An 18,333-nucleotide genomic window follows, 5' to 3' on the forward strand; every position below is an offset into this window, starting at 1 on the left:
CGGGAAAATTCGGGCGCGCCGGCCGGCACACCCGATATTGTTGGGATCATGCGGCAAGGCCGACCGGCGTCCGGGCGAAATCGACGAAGCCGGGAAGGGTTTCGACCCGGTGCAGGAGAGCCTTCACCGCCGGATACCCGGCTAGATCGACATTTCCTTCGGGAGCGCGTGCCACGTAGCTGTAGATCGCGACGTCCGCGATGGTGGGACCCGAGCCGACCAGCCACTCACGGCCTTGGAGGTGATTGTCGATCCGGCCGAGGATGATATGCGCGCGGCCAATCACTTCTTCCGGATTGAATTTGGCGCCGAACACCGTGACCAGTCTCGCCGCGGCCGGACCGTAAGCGATTTCCCCCGCAGCGACTGAAAGCCACCGCTGAACGTCGGCCGCACCCTTCGCGTCTTCGGGAAGCCATGCAGTCTGACCGCTCTTCTTGGCGAGATAGACCAGGATCGCGTTGGAGTCCGAGATGAAGACATCGCCGTCCGCCAGGACGGGAACCTGACCGAACGGGTTCTTTTCCAGGAAGTCGGGCTTCTTATGAGCGCCCGATTTGAGATCGACTTCGACGAGTTCGTGGGGGAGCCCAATCAGGGAAAGGAACAGCCGGGCGCGGTGGGAATGTCCCGATAGCGGATGGTGATAGAGTTTCATGTGATCGCTCCTGGATCTTGGGCCGGGTCCATTCCCGATCCGTAATCGCAAGATGCAACGAACGATCAGCAAGCTGAATAATCATGTTTGGCAGTTCACTATTCCACCGCGTGCAATAGTGGTTCCCTCGCTCCGACGTGCATTTCCATGGGAACTCCGCTGCTTCGTAAACCGTAGCGTCCAGCAGATTTATATCCAGATCGCTAAATCAAATGGGATTTCCATCTCGAATGCCTGGAGGGTGGCTGCGCGGCTCGCAATGGGCCTAACGACCGAGGCACCATGTTTTGGCGATAGCGCTTCCCTTATTTCGTCTTATGCCGGCGTTTCGTCGCTGGCTTGATCGGCTCTGCCTCAGGCTGCGCCAATCGAAGCGCGCGGAGTTTCTCGGTCTTTTTCTCTCGATCGGCATTTTCGGTGGCCGTGATCTGCTTGGCCGCTGTGTCAGTCGCCGATGCCTTATCCTGAAGAGTTTGCCTACCCTGTTTGAAAAATTTCTCTTTTGTGACGGTCATAATGTTTCCTGGTGATCGATGGCAGGGATATCAGCGCGACTGTGCGACCCTCTTCTTTGGGGCGGGAAGAAGCCCTTCTCGCTGCGCGCGTTTGCGGGCAAGCTTGAGACTGCGCCTGATGGCATCGGCCTTTTTTCGAGCGCGCTTTTCCGAAGGCTTCTCGTAAGCTCGACGAGCCTTCATTTCGCGGAAAAGCCCGTCCCGCTGCATCTTCTTCTTCAGGACGCGCAGCGCCTGATCGACGTTGTTATCTCTGACGTCTACTTGCAAGATTGCTCTTTCTGTTATCGTTTTCTGGCGCTGATTGCTATCGAATGAACCCAGCCGGAAGGCTTCGCGCCCGATGGGAAACCGATGTTCGGTGGTAGCGCCGGCGATGCTTCGACATCGATGTCAGTGTGGAGAACGCGTCGTTCGAACTTCTCGCCTTCAAACCGCACGCGATATTGCGCGGCACCGTCTGCTTCCGGTGAGTACGATATGATTTGACACCTCCCGAGAGGGCCGGAGTTCCCAAGAATACCACGTTTCAAGATGATCGTGTCACCAATCCGGTATCGCGGGTTCTGCATGCCGTTCTCCTTTTTAGGCAAAATAAAAGGCCGGGCGTTACCCCGACCTCTCAGCATCATCCGTTCGCACTGCCAGTACATCCGTGGTCAGCGCGTGCGAATGACAAATTCAAGCCGCCTGGAGATTATCGGCGGAGCTCTTGCCGGACCTGCCGTCCTGCACAATGTCGTAGCGGATCTTCTGCCCATCGCTGAGCGAACGCATTCCGGCTCGCTCGACGGCTGAAGCATGCACGAAGACATCCGTGCTGCCGTTGTCGGGTTGAATGAAGCCGAAGCCCTTGGCGGTATTGAACCACTTGACGGTACCAGTGTTCATAACGATTTCCTTTCAAAGCAATCGTTGTTGTTCCCGCGTTACCTTGCGAGATTAGATCGATTTTTTGAGAGGGAATCCGAGGAGGAGCGATAAGCTCCCAGCCGACATCACAAGCAATGGTCGATAGGCAACATATAAGCTCAATTTTTGATTTTGCAATGAGAAACTTTTTAAGTGAGAATTGCGTAGGAGTTCTCTCCTTGTCGCAACCAATCGCTGGGACCAGGCAATGACGCCGGTAACAAGGAACATGCAGAAAGCTCTGCGATCAACTGCGGGCATCATTCTAACAGCATGGCATGCCGTCACGGCACCTCGACCTAAGGCTTTTACCGCTGTTCCACAAAAGCAATGCAGACATCGCTGACGAGACCCATATTGCTGCGACCCGAAGTTTTCGAAATACATAAATTAATAATTTATAAAAATTATGAAACTTTTCCAAAGAACCATGATATCGTGCCCACTCCATAGAAAATAATTATAACAAGGAGCGAACATGAAAAATAGTATTTTATCCAACACACTCCACCGGTTGACACGCATGCTGATTGAAACTTCCGTTTTGGTCGCTGGAACCGCTGCCATTTTGAGCATCAGTCTCCCATCAGTTCACCTTTGGATATGATCATGCTCAAACATCCAAAGCATTTCACCTGCCCAATTCGCGAGAAGACTGAAACAGTCTTCCGGCCGATTACCACCGGGGACGTCGCCAGACGGCTCGAAAAGGCCGAACTTCTTAAAGCCCTGAGGATAGAGCGCGATCGCCCTATACGCCCTCAAACTATCCGCTGAGGAACGCATGAACGGGATAACGGTCCGTATTGCATGCTGCCGCGGCAACGGACGCGGTATGCGCAGTCGGTGGTATGATGGTTGCCATTTAAACTAAACCAAAGTGGTGTGACGTTTGTGCCGCTGGCGGATCACGCAGGCACACGGTTGGAGAAACTGCCGCTCGCGGTCGCATAGGTGCGGCCAGTCAGGGCTCCAACCCATGACCCTCTGCTTAAGCTTCTTGAAGACAACATCAGAAGACATTCGGAAGTTCGCTTAGTCTCTACGACCAGCCGAAACGGCCTCTATTGCGCACCGCATAAGAGAAATTGCGAGGCCCTATTTCAGGAAATAAGAGTGCCAGCGGAGCAAGATGGCAGTCCCAATCAGGATGACAAGGAATGCCGGCGGCAGAAGGACGACACACTGCAGCCAGACGCCGAAGAGCGAGTCCGCTTGCGCATGATTTGGCTGAGCGGGATCGTAGAGGATCGCCAGCCGGGATCCGGGCGCATATTGCTGAGAGCTTGAACCGACGCCGGATGTGAACGACACCTCCCGGCCATCCGTCGTGCGAAAGGTGAACCTCGGATAGTACATGACCCCGTAGCTGGTATTGCGCTCGATAGCACCCTCGAAGGTGGCCTCAGTCCGTTGCGCCTGCATCACGAAACCCAGGCTGTGCACGAAGGACAGGATGCCAGGCACCAGCAGGAGCAAGCCGATTGCCAGCACGATATGGCCGCCCTTCTGGACACGTACGCGATGCTGATCGTCGATGGTCATCCGGCTCCCTTCCTAGCGAAATTTTACCGCGAAGCGGGTGATGGGCGCCCCAACTCCGATGAATGAAACCATCCATTCACTCCTTTTGCTTAACCAAATCGCCGACTTTTAGCCAGCCGCATCCAGCCGTAGCGTACGCAATGCCTGCGAACTTACATCTGCGATAGAGGGGCACCAGCGCTCCATGCTCGCCTATACCATCATCTCTATTAGTGTGCGTAAATCCAGCGAAAGCGGTAAACCCTGGTTCTGGTCAGCACCTGGATAACGAGTTCGGTTGCAGGCCAAGGAAAACGCATCGAAATCGCCGCTCTCGCGCGATGGATTCCTAACGGAAAGGTGAGTTCAATGGCGAAATGGGAAGCAAATGACTTCGGCCCTGAAAGCATTGTCCTGGACTCCGACAAGCGGTTGCGAGCGGTCACCGCCGACGAGTTGGGACGTCAGATAGTTCGGATCAATCGGCTTTGCACGATTTTGTCCCGCGTTCTCTCTGCGGCGGAAATAGCCGTGACGGACCGCGAACGCATCTGGACGGAGATTGAAGCGTTTCAGGATCAGAACTTTGAAGCGTACAAGGACCTGCTGGGGCGCGAGGCCACGAGGGGACCTTAAGCAGCTCATCTTCAGATCCCAACTGCTGGAAGTCGGGTGAAGCCGACGAAGGCGGTTTCCGGACTTTCGGCATGAGGATCGGCCGCGACCGCGCGGAAGACAGGCTGCGCCGCAAAGGCGATCATCAATACGGGTGGTGAACGCTGACTGATGTGTGGCTGAGCGGTTTTCAGGGTTCATCGATACGCTGAAGCTCGAAGAAATAGATCCGCTCGTCATCCCTGATCGTCATCGCACCCATGAGCCTCAGCTCATCGAGCCGGCGAAAATAATCGACGATCGGTTGAGCGTCATAGACCATGGCAGCACTTTCGATACCGTCAAACGGCAGGGTTTTCAGGGCTGCGACCGGCCCGTTCGCCCGAAGCCGGCGCTGCAGATAGGAAAACAGGTTCCTCGCCATGCGAGTCCGGCCGAGCTGATCGAGACGCAGAGCCCAATGAAGCGGTATATATTTCGGATCAATTGCCGTGAGACGGTGTTCGCCTGAGCGAAATAGCAAGGCGTCGGCGCGCATATTGGGCGTGAAGCGCTTGCCGTACCAGCCGAGATTTTCGAGCACGCCGTCAAATGGATGGTTCGCCGGTATGCCGTGCCCCTTCCACAGGCCGACGAGTTCGCGCGGCGCGATCGGCGGCAAGTGCCGGAATTTCTCAAGCACTGTCTGCTGGTCGTTCACTGGATGGCTTGTCCTTTTCCTTACGCTCTTTGGCCCGCCGCCTGGATCTGGCGTCGCGCCGGGCGATGCGCAACTCGTCAAGAGTTGGCATCCACCAGCCGCGATTGCTCTCGCCTTGATCGGGTGGCGTCCGCGCCGGCCACGTCGTCACCAATTCTTCCAGCGTGCCGCGCCGCCATGATGCCCAGACATAATCCTCGCCATCCGCCGCGGCAAAGTAGAAAGCGGTGACTGACGCCGGATCTGCGAGTTCACCCTCAGTCCTGGTAAAGAAGACGATCCCGATATGCGTGCCGATCGCGCGGTCGAAGGGTGGCGGATCATCAGCAGGGACGGGATATCGCTTCTGCCGGCGCTCCCTCATCCTCCCCTTGGACGCCTCCTCTTCCTCCGTTCCTTTGATCGCCTCGCGCCTTGCGCGCCGCGCTTCCGGCTCGCTGCGCTTGGCTGCCGCCTCTATGACCGCCCAGCGCTGCCGCAGTTCCGCAGACGAACGGTAAGGCACGGTCCAGAGGCGGCGGTCGGCGTCCCAGCGGGCATGCGGAATCTCGCGGATTTCGTCAAGAACGGCCCGTGAGTAAGGTGTCCGGATCTGGAGGGCCGCGGGTGCCGCCTCCAGGTACCGGCTTTCGATCGGCTCGAAGGCAAAGGCATCCCTGCCCTTCTCGTCCGCGAACCTGTCTGCCTCGGCCTCCATCTCGGCGAACCAGCGGCCGATGCGTTTTTGGGCAGTGCGGCCGGGCACGAACCAGGCATTGAGTCTGTCGTTCCACCGGGCACGCGGGAACGCCTGCCGAAACCGCTCCACCGTTACCCGATCATGCGGCAGGTCCGTGGTTGCGCCCTCGCGCGAGGGTGGTTCGGCCGTATTCTTCGTTGCTTCGTCCATATGGCATCGCCTGAAAATATCCTTGCGGGATCACGCTGCGCGCCGTGTTTTTCCGAGGCGTTTGATCGCCTGTTCAAGCGGTCGCTCGCCGTCGTAATTGTCCTGCCAGGCGGAGCTCTTGACAAGCAGCACCGACCGTTCGGATCGAGATCGGATTTCACTTGAGCCGCGTCAAGGGATCGAGACGATGGCGCCGGGGCGAGCCCGCAGTGAGAACGGTGCGATGGCGGCCAATCCGCATTTCTTTTTCAAATGGTTGAATTTTTCGGGCCTGCCCTATTCGATCCCAAAAAAGTTGATCCTTCCCGAGCATATTCGGCGAAACATTTTCCACAAATATTGTAGAAAAGGAACGACCTGTCTTTCTCTCATGCACTCGATGATCTAGCCTCTCGAGCGTTAAAGGCAGTTTCGGAACGACTTCGGAACAACTGGCGACGCCAGTTAAACGCGCTGCGAGAAGGTGCAAAAATTGAAACAATTCGCTGGAGGCGCGCGCAGATATCCTTCCTCTGCTTGACTTCTCAAGCGCCGAATAGCCTGTCCACCCTTCAAAAGCCGAGCCTTGCCAGCGCCCGTCCTTGAAAAAGGCTTGCTGACCCTCCCGCGAGATCTCCAACCTAAAGCAGTTCAATGAAAGAGCCCATATCCGACCATATTATCAAATCCGCTGGAACGCTTTTTTACCGTGAAGGCATCCGTGCCGTCGGTATCGATCGGATCATCGAAGAGGCGAACGTTGCCAAGGCAACCCTCTATAGACATTTTCCCTCGAAGGACCATCTTGTTGCAGCTTACCTGCGCGAGAGACACGAACGAGTCGTCCGCTCGCTGCACGAGGTTCTGGATACGATGGAGCGTCCACGGAACCAGATCAAGCTGATCTTCGAGCGGTTGCACGAGAAAGCCGATAGCCCGGAATTTCGAGGCTGCGCATTTGCCCTTGCGGTTGCAGAACACGGCGATTCCGATCGTGTCGTCGCAGTGGCACAAACCCATAAGAAAGCGGTCGGCGACATTTTTCGCACCATCGTGTCGAAGGCGGGCGTCAAGACTGATCAGATCGCTGCGCATCTTTCCCTTCTCTATGAAGGCGCGCTTGCGACCGTCGCCGTGGCGCGCGATCCGCAGGCTGTTCTCACCGCCCGTGACTGCGCCCTCCTCGCATTCGATGCGGCAGTTTCCTCGACCCCAGCCTTGAAAGCTTAGGCCATGGCAAAGACAATTGACTACTTCTTCGGCATCGGCTCTCCCTGGGCTTATATCGGCCTCGAGCCCTTTGCGGCCCTCGCTGCCCGACACGATGCAACGATCCGCCCTTATGTGATCTCGCTGATCGAGGACAATGGAGCGATCTATTCTCGCAACCGGCCGGAGGCACGGCGCGCCTACTGGACCAAGGATCTGAAACGTTGGGCGGCCCTGCGCGGCAAGGTGCTAAACCTTGAAAATCGCTCAGGCCTTTCCGATCCGACGCCGGCCGGCATGATGGTCATCGCCGCCATCGAAAAAGGCGCCGACTGGCTGAAACTCACCGGCGCCCTTCAGGAGGCTTTCTGGACGCGCGGCGAGGACATCGGCAAGGCCGATGTTCGCCGGGCGATTGCCGATGCAGCAGGATTGGACGCCACAGCGCTCGAAGCTTTTGCTGAGAGCCCTGCGGCCCAATCGATCTGGACATCGAACATCAGGATTGCCAAGGCCGCGGGCGTCTTCGGCTTTCCGACCTTCCGTTTCGAGGATGAACTCTATTGGGGACAGGACAGCCTGCCGTTCCTTGAGCGCCATCTGAACGGCGAAAAGCTGGTTGCCTGATCGCCGTCTTGTCGGACCGGCGCAGCCACGTCTGCGCCGGAACGTGCACTTGATCTCTCCAGGCTGTATTCCGGAGTTCTCCATGTCTCCTTCCCTGCCGGGCTTGCCCATCTCTACCGAGTGGCTGGCTGCACATCTTCACGCCATCGATTTCAAAGGCATCATGAACCCCGGCAAGATGCTGCCGGCGTAAGTGCTGCCGATTTTCCACCCTTACCACGGGAGACGGTGCGATGGACGGCTTCAAACCTCACAGCTCTCATTGGGGCGCATTCTATGGACGGCACGAGGGAAACGAGCTCGAAATCCGTCCCCATCCCGACGACCCGCATCCATCTCCGCTGCTCGGCAATCTTCCAGCAATTGCCCGCAGCCCTGCCCGCATCCGGCGCCCTGCCGTCAGACGAGGCTGGCTTGAAGGCAGGCCCGATCATGCGGAAAAGCGCGGAAGCGACGTCTATGTCGAGGTAACGTGGCCAGAGGCGCTCGATCTGGCCGCCAACGAGCTTCGCCGTGTTTACGGCGAAGCCGGACCGCAGGCCGTCTTCGGCGGGTCGTACGGCTGGTCCAGTGCCGGACGATTTCATCACGCCCAAAGCCAGGTCCACCGCTTCCTCAACGTGCTCGGCGGATATGTAAGATCGGTCAATACCTACAGTTCGGGCGCGGCGATGGTCATCATTCCGCATGTGCTCGGCCCCTATGATCATTTCGACCGAAAGAGCGTCACCTGGGAGGCGATCGAGCGTAGCACCGAGCTGATCGTCGCCTTCGGCGGCATGGCGGTCAAGAACACCGATGTCCATGGCGGCGGCATCAGCCGGCATGTGGTGCGCCCTGCGCTGAACGGTGCCCGCGCGCGTGGTGCGCGCTTCGTTCTCATAAGCCCGCTCAAGGATGATATTGCCACCGATCTCGATGCGGAATGGCTGCCGGTCATCCCCGGAACCGATGTCGCGCTCATGCTCGCAATCGCCTTCGTTCTCGTCGCCGAGGGGCGGCATGACCGGGAATTTCTCGACCGCTATACGACAGGCTATCCACGCTTCGAGGCTTATCTGCTGGGACGCGAGGATGGCGTCGAGAAGAGCCCGCAATGGGCAGCCGGCATCTGCGGTATCGCCGCCGAGACGATCGTGGGTCTGGCGCGCAGCATGGCGAATGCCCGAACGCTGATCACCGTCAGCCATTCCCTGCAGCGCGCCGATTACGGCGAGCAGCCGGTCTGGATGGGGATCGTGCTGGCGGCCATGCGCGGCCAGATCGGCCTGGATGGCGGCGGCTTTTCCTATTCGCTCGGCGCCCTCGGCAATATCGGCAAGCGCCAGCTTGCAGTGCCCCTGCCGACGCTCAAGCAGTTCCACAATCCAGTGCCGGATTTCATTCCCGTCGCACGGATTGCCGACATGCTGCTGAACCCGGGCGAACCGTTCCACTACAATGGTCAGGCCCTGCATTATCCTGACATCCGCCTGGTCTATTGGGCCGGCGGCAATCCGTTCCATCACCATCAGGATCTCAACAGGCTTCGCCAGGCGTTCAAGAAGCCGGAGACGATTATCGTGCACGAGACGGCCTGGACGTCGTCCGCACGCCACGCCGATATCGTCCTGCCCGCAACCACGACGCTCGAGCGCGACGATATCGGTGCGGCCGACCGCGATCCGATGATGATCGCGATGAAGAAGCTGATCGAGCCGGTCGGCGAAGCACGCTCCGACTACGAGATATTCGCTGATATTGCAGAGCGCCTCGGCAAGCGCGCTGAATTCACCGAAAACCGGTCAAGCCGTGAGTGGCTCGCTTTCCTCTTCGAGACCACGCGAACAGCACTCGCCGCCGCCGGTCATCCGGCGCCGGATTTCGAAACGTTCTGGGAAAAGGGAGAGCTGCTGCTGCCGGTAAGGCCTGACGATGGCGGGCCTGCGCGCGCATTCCGAGCCGACCCGGACGTCAATCGGCTGCCGACGCCATCGGGCAAGATCGAAATCTTCTCCGACACGATAGAGAGCTTTGGTTATGACGATTGCCGCGGCCATCCACGTTGGTATGGACCGGACCCGAAGACGGAGGCGGCGGAGGGCCTCTATCCTCTTTATCTCGTCTGCAACCAGCCCCACTCGCGCCTTCACAGCCAGCTGGACTATGGTGACTTCAGTCGTTCCACCAAGATCGGCGGCCGGGAGCCGGTGCGCATGCACCCGACCGATGCGGCAGAGCGTGGCATTTCGGACCGGGATATCGTCAGGCTGTTCAACGCCCGCGGCAGTTGCCTCGCCGCCGCTGTCATCAGTAGGGATGTAAGACCGGGTGTCATGCAGCTTGCCACCGGCGCATGGTTCGAGCCCGATAACGCTGAAGCTGCGATGGCCATGTGCGTTCATGGAAATCCGAACATCCTCACCCGTGACACCGGCACATCGCAGCTTTCCCAAGGCTCGACGGGCCAGCTGACGAAGGTCGAAGTCGAGCGCTTTACCGGTGAACTGCCGCCTGTACGCATTCTCGATGGAATGACGTTTATCGTCGGATAGACCGTCGTCACGCAATCTCGCTCGATGGGCACTCGGCCGGCGGAAATCCTGATCCTCGTGCTTCAGATTGCGCTGACAAAATAATCTACAAATTTGATAGAAAAAGAACAACCAGTCTTTCTCGAAACCGATCCGCTCACATAGGCTCCTGTTCGTCATTAGCCCGGCAACCAAACAGGACTGCTTCATGAACGACCGTTCTCCTCGCCTTCTTCTTTCCCGGCGTCGTCTGCTGACCGCCACCTCTGCGCTGGCATTTGCCGCTCTGGTCGCAACAGCGAATGTAACCCCGGCATTGGCTGAGGACGGCGCGCATGATGGCGGAGATGTCGTCTTCCTGATCGATTCGCTGGGCGACACCTGGATTCCCAACAACAGCGCGATCTCCAGCTTTCAGGGCCATATCTGGGGCCATGTCACCGACAAGCTTCTTTATGTCGATGCCGACGGCAAGGTCAGCCCGTGGATTGCCGAGCGCTGGGAGCAGAACGACAATGCGACGGAATTCACCCTGCATCTCAAGAGCGGCGTGACCTTCTCCGACGGAAGCCCGCTCGATGCAGCAGCCGTCGTTGCCAATCTCGACATCTGGTATGCCGGACGCAAGAGCGAGGGCATCAACCCGATCGGCCTGTTCCCCAAGACCTATGATCATGCCGAAGCCGTCGACGCGACAACCGTGAAGGTCTTCTTCAAGAAGCCGACGCTGGGCTTCATTCCGACGCTCGGCTATCACGGCTCGATCCTTATCTCCCCGAAGACCATCGCATCGCCGGCGAGCAGCCAGGCCGATCTCAGCAAGACCTCCGGCAGCGGCCCCTATGTCGTCGAGTCCTGGAAGGAAGGCGACTACGTCAAGCTTGCCAAGCGCAAGGATTACAACTGGGGTCCTGCCGCGGTCGGCCAGACCGGTCCCGCCCATCTCGATACGATCACCTACAAGCTCGTCTCGGAACCGTCGCTGCGCGTCGCAGCCGTGCAGTCCGGCCAGGCCGACGTTGCCTACAACGCATCGCCGCAGGAGCTCGAGTCTCTCAAGTCGGAAGGCCTCACGGTAGCGACGCCTCGCTATCTCGGCTTCGTCAACGGCTGGGCGATCAACACCAAGCTTGCGCCCTATGACGATGTAAAGGTTCGCCAAGCGCTTCAGGCCGGCATCAATCGCCAGGAGATCATCGACACGGTCTATACACCCGACTGGAAGCTTGCGACATCGTTCATCCAGAGCAACGTTCCGGGTGCGACCGACCAGAGCGCGCTGCTTGCCTATAATCCTGAAAAGGCAGAGAAGCTTCTCGACGAGGCAGGCTGGAAGAAGGGAACGGGCGGCATTCGCGTCAAGGATGGCAAGCCGCTGTCGCTGACGCTGAATTCCAACCCCTACCTCGCGACATCGAAATCGATCGACGAACTGATTGCCCAGCAGCTCGGCAAGATCGGCTGGAAGGTCGATATCCGTGCCTATGACGTCGTCACCTTCGGGCAGAAGGTAAAGTATGGCGGCGCGGGCGTACCGGCATATGAGGTGACGCGCTCCTTCATCGACGCCGGCACCGTCGCCAGCATCCTGACGAATGCGAACAATGGCGAAAACTGGTTTGCGCTCGACGAAAGCGACAAGACCCTCAACGACCTGCGCGACAAGATCGCCGGCGCCGCCTCCATCGAAGCGCGCAAACCACTGCTCGACGAACTGCAGAAATACGTCCTCGACCAGGGCTATTTCATTCCGCGGACACAGATCGTCCAGCGCATCTACGTGCAGTCGCCCAAGCTCAAGGGAGCGGTCTACAACGGCGTCGCCTATGCCAGCTACTACACCGCCACAAAAAGGGAATAGTCCGGCCGTTCAACAGACACAGAGGTGATGGGCATGAGAAAAGCCTATTTCGAGTATGCCGGAAAGCGGCTCCTGCAGGCGATCGTCGTGATCCTGTTGTCCTATGTCTTCACCTTTGTCGTCGTCAGTATCCTGCCCGGCGATCCGATTACCAACGTCCTGAACAACCCGCAGAACGGCTTCACCCCGGATGAGATCAAGGAGATCATCGCCGCGCAGGGATTGGACAAGCCGGTTCCCGTGCAGCTCTGGAACGCCTTTTCCGGCTTCGTGACCGGCAATCTCGGTCTGTCGATGCGAACCAACCGGCCGGTGGCGACGCTGATTGCGGAGGTTCTGCCGTCGACACTCGTGCTTGCCTCGGCGGGCCTTGCGGTTGCGCTGTTCCTGGCGGCAATCATCGCCTACGGCACGCAATTTCTGCCCCGGCGGTTTGGCCAGGGACTGCTCCGCGGCTTCCCGTCGCTGTTTCTGTCGGTTCCGAACTTCGTGATCGGCCTGGTGCTGATCCATCTCTTCGGTTTTCAGCTCGGCGTCTTTCGCGTCATCCAGCCCGACAGTTTCTGGGCAACGCTTTTCGCCGCGATCGCCCTCGGCATTCCGATCTCGGCACAGATCGCCGAAGTCCTGATTGCCAATCTCGACCATGAATCCAGCCAGGATTATGCCGCCGTCGCACGTGGACGCGGGCTCGGCCAGATGCGTCTCTTCGTCATGCACCTGCTCAAGCCCTCATCGCTTCCGGTCATCACGGTCGTCGCTTTGACGATCGGCGAATTGCTCGGGGGCTCGCTGATCACCGAGACGGTGTTTGGCCGAAACGGGCTCGGCAGCCTGGTGCAGCGGTCGGTCAGCACGCAGGACCTGCCGGTCCTGCAAGCCGTCGTCTCGCTTGCCGCAGTGGTCTTTGTAGTCGTCAACCTGATCGCCGACCTTACCTATCCGCTGCTCGATCCGCGCGTCAAACTTCTCGGCGGGCAGGACCGCCGTCCGACGACCGCCGACGACAGCTCTCTCCCCATCTCCAAGGGGGTTACTCCATGACGCTTGCCTCTGTTTCCTCCACCCCGCGCACGACCGCGCTCAGCCGTCTGACGGGCCTGCGCGTGCCGCCCGTCGTCATCCTTTCGTTCCTGGTCGTTGCTCTGGCGATCGGCTGGTCTTTCGCGCCCAGCCTGTTTACCCATTACGATCCGGTGAACGGCACTCCCGCCCAAAAGCTGCTCGGCCCAAGTGCGGCACACTGGTTCGGTACTGACCATCTCGGCCGCGACCTCTATACACGCGTCGTCTATGGCACGGCTTCTTCGGTGGCGAGCGCACTGATTGCAGTCGTCATCGGCGTCGTCGCCGGCGGAATTATCGGACTGCTGGCCGGTTTCTTCGGCGGCTGGGTGGATACGGTCTTTGCCCGTCTCGTCGATGTGTTGCTGGCCATCCCCAAATTCCTGCTGGCGGTCATCGTCGTCACCGCAATCGGTTTCGACACGACCAATGCGGCAATCGCGACGGGCGTCTCAGCCGTTGCGCTGTTTGCCCGGGTGATGCGCTCCGAAGTCATCAAGACCCGACAGGCCACATTCGTCGAATCGTCCTTCCTCCTCGGTGGCTCGCGCTGGCACATTCTATGGCGCCACGTGCTTCCGAACGCATCGCGATCGGTGCTGCCGCTTGCCGTCCTGCAGTTTGGCGATTCCATTCTGGTGATCGCCAGCCTTGCCTTCCTTGGCTACGGCGATCCGCCGCCGGCTTCCGACTGGGGTCTGCTGATCTCGATCGGCAAGGATTACCTCAAATGGCCCTGGCTGGTTTATGCCCCGGCCCTCGTCACGATCGCAACCGTCCTCTCTGTAAACAGGATCAGCCGATGGCTCCGCAAGACAGACTGACCATGCTTTCAAACCGCCCATCGACCCCGCTGCTGCGGGCCGAAGGATTGTCGGTCGCCTACGGCACCCATAGGGTCGTCAGCAATGTCGGCTTCGAGCTTGGACGCGGCAAAGGTCTCGCGCTGATCGGCGAATCCGGATCGGGAAAGTCGACCATCGCCCGCGCCGTCCTGCGACTGCTTCCCGCAGCGGGACACGCCACGGGCCGCGTCGAATTCGAGGGCCAGGAGCTCCTGGGGCTTCCGGAGCGCCGCTTCCGTCCATTCAGAGGACGCAGGATCGGCTTCGTGCCGCAGGACCCCGGCAACTCCCTGAACCCGGTCCGCACGATCGGCGCGCAGGCAATGGAAGCGGCCGCACTGCTGGACGAAGCGGACAAGGCGCTTCGCAGGGCACTCGTTCTTGAGACATTCGCACAGGTCGGGCTCGACAATCCGCAGCGCGTCTACGACTCCTATCCGCATCAGCTTTCCGGCGGCATGCTCCAGCGCGTGCTGATCGGGCTCGCCGTTCTGCCGCGGCCGTCGCTGCTGATCGCAGACGAGCCGACCTCCGCGCTCGATGTGACGATCCAGAAGCGTATTCTCGACCTGTTGTCGAAGTTGCAGGAGGAACTGCAGATCAGCCTTCTGCTGATCACCCATGACCTGGCGATCGCAGCCGAGCGCGCGGATTCCATCGTGGTCCTCAAGGACGGCATCGTCCAGGAGGCTGGCAGTACCGCTACGATATTCTCCGCGCCGTCCTCCTCCTACGCCAGAAAACTTCACGGCGACGTGCCGGCACTCAACCCGGACCGGTACCGGCCGTTGCGGGAGCCCGGTTTCCGGCATCTTGGCGCCCCGCGTGAAAAGACACCGAAGATCGAGGTCAGCGGCGTAACGAAGACCTTCACCGTCGACGGCAAGGTGCTGACCGCCGTCAACGACGTCTCGTTCGACGTTCAGGCGGGAACGACGCATGCGCTGGTCGGTGAATCCGGATCCGGAAAGACAACGGCGATCCGGCTTCTGCTCGGGCTTGAGCAGCCCGACGCCGGGAAGATCGCGGTCGGCGGCGAACAGGTCAACGGTCGGTCACCCGAACAGCTGCGCTCTGTCTGGCGGCACCTGCAGCTCGTCTACCAGAACCCCTTCACATCGCTCGATCCGACCTGGAACGTCGAGAGGCTCGTGCGCGAGCCGCTGGACCGCTTCAAGATCGGGACCCATCAGGAGCGGGCGCTTGCGGTGCGCAAGGCATTTGCAGACGTCGGGCTGGGAGAGCATCTCCTGTCCCGCAAGCCCGCCGCCTTGTCTGGCGGCCAGCGCCAGCGCGTCGCCATTGCCCGCTCGCTTGTCCTGAAACCTGACGTGATCGTGCTTGACGAGCCTACCTCTGCGCTCGACGTCAGCGTTCAGGCCGATATTGTCGAGGTGCTGCTGTCGCTGCAGGTCAAGCTTGGCCTTACCTATATTTTCGTGTCGCATGATCTGGCGCTCGTGCGCCAGCTTGCCCATACGGTCTCGGTCATGCAGCGCGGACGCATCGTCGAGCATGGCACCGTGGGTGAGATCTTCGACACCCCCCGCCAGGCCTATACGCGCTCGCTGCTGGAATCGATCCCTTCGGGTGCTGCACGTTTCACACGCACCCAACCCCCGCAGCACCGGCAGATATTCAACAAGGAAAAGATTGCATGACCGTCATCGCCCCCGCCGCGGCGCCGTCCGCGTCATTCCGTCCGAAGAAGCGGCTTGGCTTCAACACGCGCGTCTCGTTCAACGACGAGACCGGGCCTGCTCACGGCTTGCGGGAGGGCATCGAACTTTTCAAGGCGGCCGAACGCCTGGGCTACCAGTCGGGCTGGGCCTATCAGCGCCATTTCGACCATTATCTGTCCTCGCCGCTCCCCTTCTTTGCCGCAGCCGGCCAGCACACAAGCCATATCGTTCTCGGTTCGGCCGTCATTCCGATGCGCTATCAGGATCCCATCCTGCTGGCGGAAGCCGCAGGCACGACAGATCTCCTGATCGGCGGCCGGCTGGAACTGGCGATCTCGACCGGCTCCAACGCCGCCTTCGATGCGGTCTTCGGCACGGTCGATACCGATGCCCGGACGGAAGCCAAGCGCCGTCAGGCCCGTTTTCTTTCCGCGATCGCAGGCGAAGTTCTGCACACCATCGCAGGACCCGGCCAGGGTGCCGCGGAGGGCAGCCAACTCAGAGTGACGCCGCATAGTCCGACCCTTCGTTCACGCATCAGACAGGGCTCCGCCAGCTTCGGATCGGCGATACAAGCCGCCGAACTCGGCATCGGGCTGATCGCCGGAACCGTACAGCATGACCACGCCGAAGGTGAGAGCTTCGGAGATTATCAGGCGCGCTGCATCGAGGCTTTCCGAGCCACCTGGCGGAGGGAACGGACAAGCGAGCCGCCGCCTGTTGCTGTGGCAGCGTCGATCCTGGTCGGCACCACGCCGGACCTTCGCGAAAAATACGCCGCCTATGATCTCGAGCGTCGCACCCAAGGCATTGCGGCATCGCGGCCGAAGGGCGCGCTTGAGCCGAGCTCGCGGACCAACCAGCCGCCAGGAAGCCAGATCTCACCGGTCTTTCACGGCACGCCGGACCAGGTCATCGAAGCGGTGCTCAGTGATCCCGGCCTTGCCGCGGCCGACGAAGTCGTCCTCTTTCTGCCGCCTGCCTTTGACCTTGCCGAGAACATCCGGCTGCTCACCGATCTTGCTGAAACCGTCGCTCCAAGCCTCGGTTGGTCGCCCGACTGGTAAGGCCGCCGCCGGCCAGATCTTCCGCGGGAGCGATTAGGGAATATTTTCTATAGTTTCAATGGAAATAGAAAGGCCTGTCTTCCTTACTCCTTAGCTGCCGCCTAACTTTTGTCCAACATTCGACAATCAGAGGAGCTCCCATGTCCGCGGAATTCATCAGCGTTAGCTTTCCCAACGCCTCGAACGATCTCAATCCCATCCCGGACGCTCCGGTCGATCCCAGCTATCTCGAGCGCTATGCACGCGCGCTCGATGACTACGGCTTCAATTATACGCTGATCCCCTACTCGTCCTCCTCCTTCGACCCATTCACCATTGGCGCCACCGTCCTTGCGCATACGAAGAACATCAAGATCATCGTCGCGCTCAGGCCCAATACCGTCTATCCGACAGTTGCGGCCAAATCGCTTGCCACACTTGACCAGTTGAGCGGCGGGCGCGTGGTCGTCCACTTCATAGCCGGCGGCAGCGATGACGAGCAGGCGCGCGAGGGCGACTTCCTCAACAAGGAGCAGCGCTACGAGCGGCAGGAGGAATATATTCGTATCCTGCGGCTTGCATGGAGCTCAACGGAGCCCTTTGATTTCGACGGCAAATACTACCAGTTCAAGCAGTTTCGCAGTGCCGTTCGCCCGACGCACGGACTGATCCCGATCTCGCTCGGCGGATCATCGGACGCCGCCTACCGCATTGGCGGCTCTCTCTGCGACATCTTCGGACTGTGGGGCGAGCCTCTGGCGGAAACCAAGCAGCAGATCGAGCGGATCTATGCCGAGGCAGCAAAGGCCGGTAGGACCGATCGGCCTCGAATCTGGGTGACCTTCCGCCCGATCGTTGCAGAGACCGACGAACTGGCCTGGGAAAAAGCTCACCGGGTCCTCGATCGCCTTAAGGAAAACCGGGAAAGGGGCCTTCATCGCGCGCCGCCCACCGCCCCTCGCCCCGCCAATGTCGGATCGCAGCGGCTTCTCGACATTGCCGCACGCGGCGACGTCCATGATCGCGCCCTGTGGTATCCGACGGTTACGGCGACCAATGCCTCCGGGGCAACCACCGCGCTTGTCGGATCGCCGCGCACGATTGCCGATTCGATCCTCGACTATATCGATCTCGGCGCCGACCTGATCTCTATCCGCGGCTACGACAACTTCAACGACGCCGTCGACTACGGCCGCTACATCCTGCCGCTGGTGCGCGAGGGCATACGCGAACGGGAAGAGGCAAAGAAGAAGGCCGCGGCCTGATGATCGTCGATGACACGCTTTTCGATCCAAGCCAGCTGAAGGCGACGACGCGTGCTCTTGCGCACGCTGCCCCCGAGGCGGACCGGACCGGGGACTTCCCATGGGTCGGCATCCGCGCGGTTCATCAAAGCGGCCTGCTCGAAAGCACCGTCGCAGCGAGATATGGTGGCGCCGGTGCAACCCTATACGAGGTCGCGACGATTCTCGCGGCGCTCGGCCGGGGTGATCCGTCGGTCGCGCTCATCAGCGCGATGACGATCTTCAACCATCTCGGCCAGGCAACGAAAAGCCATTGGCCGGAGGATCTCTACAAGCGCCTGCTTGCGCAGGCCAAAGAGCATCCGCTGCTGATCAACGCCGCACGCGTCGAGCCCGAGCTCGGCTCGCCCGCCCGCGGCGGCCTGCCGGCGACACTCGCCCGCCGCACC

General features: G+C 60.1%; 18 protein-coding genes and 1 pseudogene. 11 read left to right on the forward strand and 8 right to left on the reverse strand.

The genetic code is table 11. From position 1 onward, the window contains the following. Positions 1-46: 46 nt before the first annotated feature. The 5 genes from DQ393_RS33045 to DQ393_RS33075 all read right to left on the reverse strand — a co-directional run bounded on the left by DQ393_RS33045 (position 47) and on the right by DQ393_RS33075 (position 3,630). The gene (locus tag DQ393_RS33045) at positions 47-658 is read right to left on the reverse strand and encodes a glutathione S-transferase family protein (protein ID WP_112345877.1); all 612 of its coding nucleotides are present in this window, start codon (positions 656-658) and stop codon (positions 47-49) included. 305 nt (positions 659-963) lie between these two features. Beyond that, entirely contained in the window at positions 964-1,173 is a 210-nt protein-coding gene (locus tag DQ393_RS33050) for a hypothetical protein (protein WP_112345878.1), read from the reverse strand. Between the two features lie 30 nt (positions 1,174-1,203). Beyond that, complete coding sequence (gene rpsU / locus DQ393_RS33055) at positions 1,204-1,443, reverse strand: 30S ribosomal protein S21 (RefSeq protein WP_112345879.1); 240 nt, start codon at positions 1,441-1,443, stop codon at positions 1,204-1,206. 411 nt (positions 1,444-1,854) lie between these two features. Then, positions 1,855-2,064 (reverse strand): cold-shock protein, encoded by a 210-nt coding sequence (locus DQ393_RS33065; protein ID WP_112345881.1) that lies wholly within the window; start codon positions 2,062-2,064, stop codon positions 1,855-1,857. 1,119 nt (positions 2,065-3,183) lie between these two features. Beyond that, positions 3,184-3,630, reverse strand: a complete 447-nt coding sequence (locus tag DQ393_RS33075; RefSeq protein ID WP_112345883.1) for a DUF3592 domain-containing protein — start codon at positions 3,628-3,630, stop codon at positions 3,184-3,186. A gap of 348 nt (positions 3,631-3,978) precedes the next feature. On the opposite strand from DQ393_RS33075, the gene DQ393_RS33080 reads away from it, so the two are divergent. Further along, positions 3,979-4,245, forward strand: coding sequence for a hypothetical protein (locus DQ393_RS33080; RefSeq protein WP_112345884.1), 267 nt, complete (start codon positions 3,979-3,981; stop codon positions 4,243-4,245). Positions 4,246-4,414: 169 nt separating this feature from the next. Here DQ393_RS33080 and DQ393_RS33085 read toward each other — a convergent pair whose 3' ends face one another. The 3 genes and pseudogenes from DQ393_RS33085 to DQ393_RS34385 form a co-directional block, all read right to left on the reverse strand. Further along, positions 4,415-4,924 carry a DUF4334 domain-containing protein gene (locus DQ393_RS33085; protein WP_112345885.1) on the reverse strand — a complete coding sequence of 170 codons (510 nt, stop codon included), beginning with the start codon at positions 4,922-4,924 and terminating at the stop codon, positions 4,415-4,417. Continuing rightward, the gene (locus tag DQ393_RS33090; RefSeq protein WP_112345886.1) at positions 4,899-5,813 is read right to left on the reverse strand and encodes a hypothetical protein; all 915 of its coding nucleotides are present in this window, start codon (positions 5,811-5,813) and stop codon (positions 4,899-4,901) included. The genes DQ393_RS33085 and DQ393_RS33090 overlap by 26 nt, the downstream gene beginning before the upstream one ends. 30 nt (positions 5,814-5,843) lie before the next feature. Further along, positions 5,844-6,071, reverse strand: a pseudogene (locus DQ393_RS34385) (ATP-dependent DNA ligase); the annotation flags it as partial. Positions 6,072-6,446: 375 nt separating this feature from the next. Between DQ393_RS34385 and DQ393_RS33095 the strand changes: the two are divergent. The 10 genes from DQ393_RS33095 to DQ393_RS33140 form a co-directional block, all read left to right on the forward strand. Beyond that, a complete protein-coding gene (locus tag DQ393_RS33095; protein WP_112345887.1) occupies positions 6,447-7,022 on the forward strand; it encodes a TetR/AcrR family transcriptional regulator in 576 nt (191 codons plus the stop codon). Between the two features lie 3 nt (positions 7,023-7,025). After that, complete coding sequence (locus tag DQ393_RS33100; RefSeq protein WP_112345888.1) at positions 7,026-7,628, forward strand: 2-hydroxychromene-2-carboxylate isomerase; 603 nt, start codon at positions 7,026-7,028, stop codon at positions 7,626-7,628. A gap of 233 nt (positions 7,629-7,861) precedes the next feature. Then, positions 7,862-10,162 (forward strand): molybdopterin guanine dinucleotide-containing S/N-oxide reductase, encoded by a 2,301-nt coding sequence (locus DQ393_RS33105; RefSeq protein ID WP_112345889.1) that lies wholly within the window; start codon positions 7,862-7,864, stop codon positions 10,160-10,162. Positions 10,163-10,349: 187 nt separating this feature from the next. Further along, positions 10,350-12,002: an ABC transporter substrate-binding protein gene (locus DQ393_RS33110; RefSeq protein ID WP_112345890.1), complete on the forward strand. Its 1,653-nt coding sequence runs from the start codon at positions 10,350-10,352 to the stop codon at positions 12,000-12,002. Between the two features lie 33 nt (positions 12,003-12,035). Continuing rightward, complete coding sequence (locus DQ393_RS33115) at positions 12,036-13,046, forward strand: ABC transporter permease (protein WP_112345929.1); 1,011 nt, start codon at positions 12,036-12,038, stop codon at positions 13,044-13,046. Then, entirely contained in the window at positions 13,043-13,891 is an 849-nt protein-coding gene (locus tag DQ393_RS33120) for an ABC transporter permease (protein ID WP_112345891.1), read from the forward strand. The genes DQ393_RS33115 and DQ393_RS33120 overlap by 4 nt, the downstream gene beginning before the upstream one ends. Beyond that, positions 13,870-15,573 carry a dipeptide ABC transporter ATP-binding protein gene (locus tag DQ393_RS33125; RefSeq protein WP_112345892.1) on the forward strand — a complete coding sequence of 568 codons (1,704 nt, stop codon included), beginning with the start codon at positions 13,870-13,872 and terminating at the stop codon, positions 15,571-15,573. Before DQ393_RS33120 ends, DQ393_RS33125 begins: the two co-directional genes overlap by 22 nt. Next, complete coding sequence (locus DQ393_RS33130; RefSeq protein WP_112345893.1) at positions 15,570-16,661, forward strand: LLM class flavin-dependent oxidoreductase; 1,092 nt, start codon at positions 15,570-15,572, stop codon at positions 16,659-16,661. The genes DQ393_RS33125 and DQ393_RS33130 overlap by 4 nt, the downstream gene beginning before the upstream one ends. Positions 16,662-16,801: 140 nt before the next feature. After that, complete coding sequence (locus DQ393_RS33135) at positions 16,802-17,905, forward strand: LLM class flavin-dependent oxidoreductase (protein ID WP_112345894.1); 1,104 nt, start codon at positions 16,802-16,804, stop codon at positions 17,903-17,905. After that, the coding region (locus tag DQ393_RS33140) for an acyl-CoA dehydrogenase family protein (protein WP_181592470.1) at positions 17,905-18,333 on the forward strand (429 nt) is incomplete at its 3' end. The genes DQ393_RS33135 and DQ393_RS33140, both read left to right, overlap by 1 nt.

Source organism: Martinezella tropici (assembly GCF_003287875.1).
Classification (GTDB): Bacteria; Pseudomonadota; Alphaproteobacteria; order Rhizobiales; family Rhizobiaceae; genus Rhizobium; species Rhizobium tropici_C.

Coding starts and splice junctions, on each gene's coding strand:
- DQ393_RS33105 (WP_112345889.1), top strand. CDS start 7,862: ATGGACGGCTTCAAACCTCACAGCTCTCATTGGGGCGCATTCTATGGA.
- DQ393_RS33130 (WP_112345893.1), top strand. CDS start 15,570: ATGACCGTCATCGCCCCCGCCGCGGCGCCGTCCGCGTCATTCCGTCCG.
- DQ393_RS33110 (WP_112345890.1), top strand. CDS start 10,350: ATGAACGACCGTTCTCCTCGCCTTCTTCTTTCCCGGCGTCGTCTGCTG.
- DQ393_RS33080 (WP_112345884.1), top strand. CDS start 3,979: ATGGCGAAATGGGAAGCAAATGACTTCGGCCCTGAAAGCATTGTCCTG.
- DQ393_RS33115 (WP_112345929.1), top strand. CDS start 12,036: ATGAGAAAAGCCTATTTCGAGTATGCCGGAAAGCGGCTCCTGCAGGCG.
- DQ393_RS33045 (WP_112345877.1), bottom strand. CDS start 658: ATGAAACTCTATCACCATCCGCTATCGGGACATTCCCACCGCGCCCGG.
- DQ393_RS33095 (WP_112345887.1), top strand. CDS start 6,447: ATGAAAGAGCCCATATCCGACCATATTATCAAATCCGCTGGAACGCTT.
- DQ393_RS33100 (WP_112345888.1), top strand. CDS start 7,026: ATGGCAAAGACAATTGACTACTTCTTCGGCATCGGCTCTCCCTGGGCT.
- DQ393_RS33120 (WP_112345891.1), top strand. CDS start 13,043: ATGACGCTTGCCTCTGTTTCCTCCACCCCGCGCACGACCGCGCTCAGC.
- DQ393_RS33050 (WP_112345878.1), bottom strand. CDS start 1,173: ATGACCGTCACAAAAGAGAAATTTTTCAAACAGGGTAGGCAAACTCTT.
- DQ393_RS33125 (WP_112345892.1), top strand. CDS start 13,870: ATGGCTCCGCAAGACAGACTGACCATGCTTTCAAACCGCCCATCGACC.
- DQ393_RS33065 (WP_112345881.1), bottom strand. CDS start 2,064: ATGAACACTGGTACCGTCAAGTGGTTCAATACCGCCAAGGGCTTCGGC.
- DQ393_RS33135 (WP_112345894.1), top strand. CDS start 16,802: ATGTCCGCGGAATTCATCAGCGTTAGCTTTCCCAACGCCTCGAACGAT.
- DQ393_RS33090 (WP_112345886.1), bottom strand. CDS start 5,813: ATGGACGAAGCAACGAAGAATACGGCCGAACCACCCTCGCGCGAGGGC.
- DQ393_RS33075 (WP_112345883.1), bottom strand. CDS start 3,630: ATGACCATCGACGATCAGCATCGCGTACGTGTCCAGAAGGGCGGCCAT.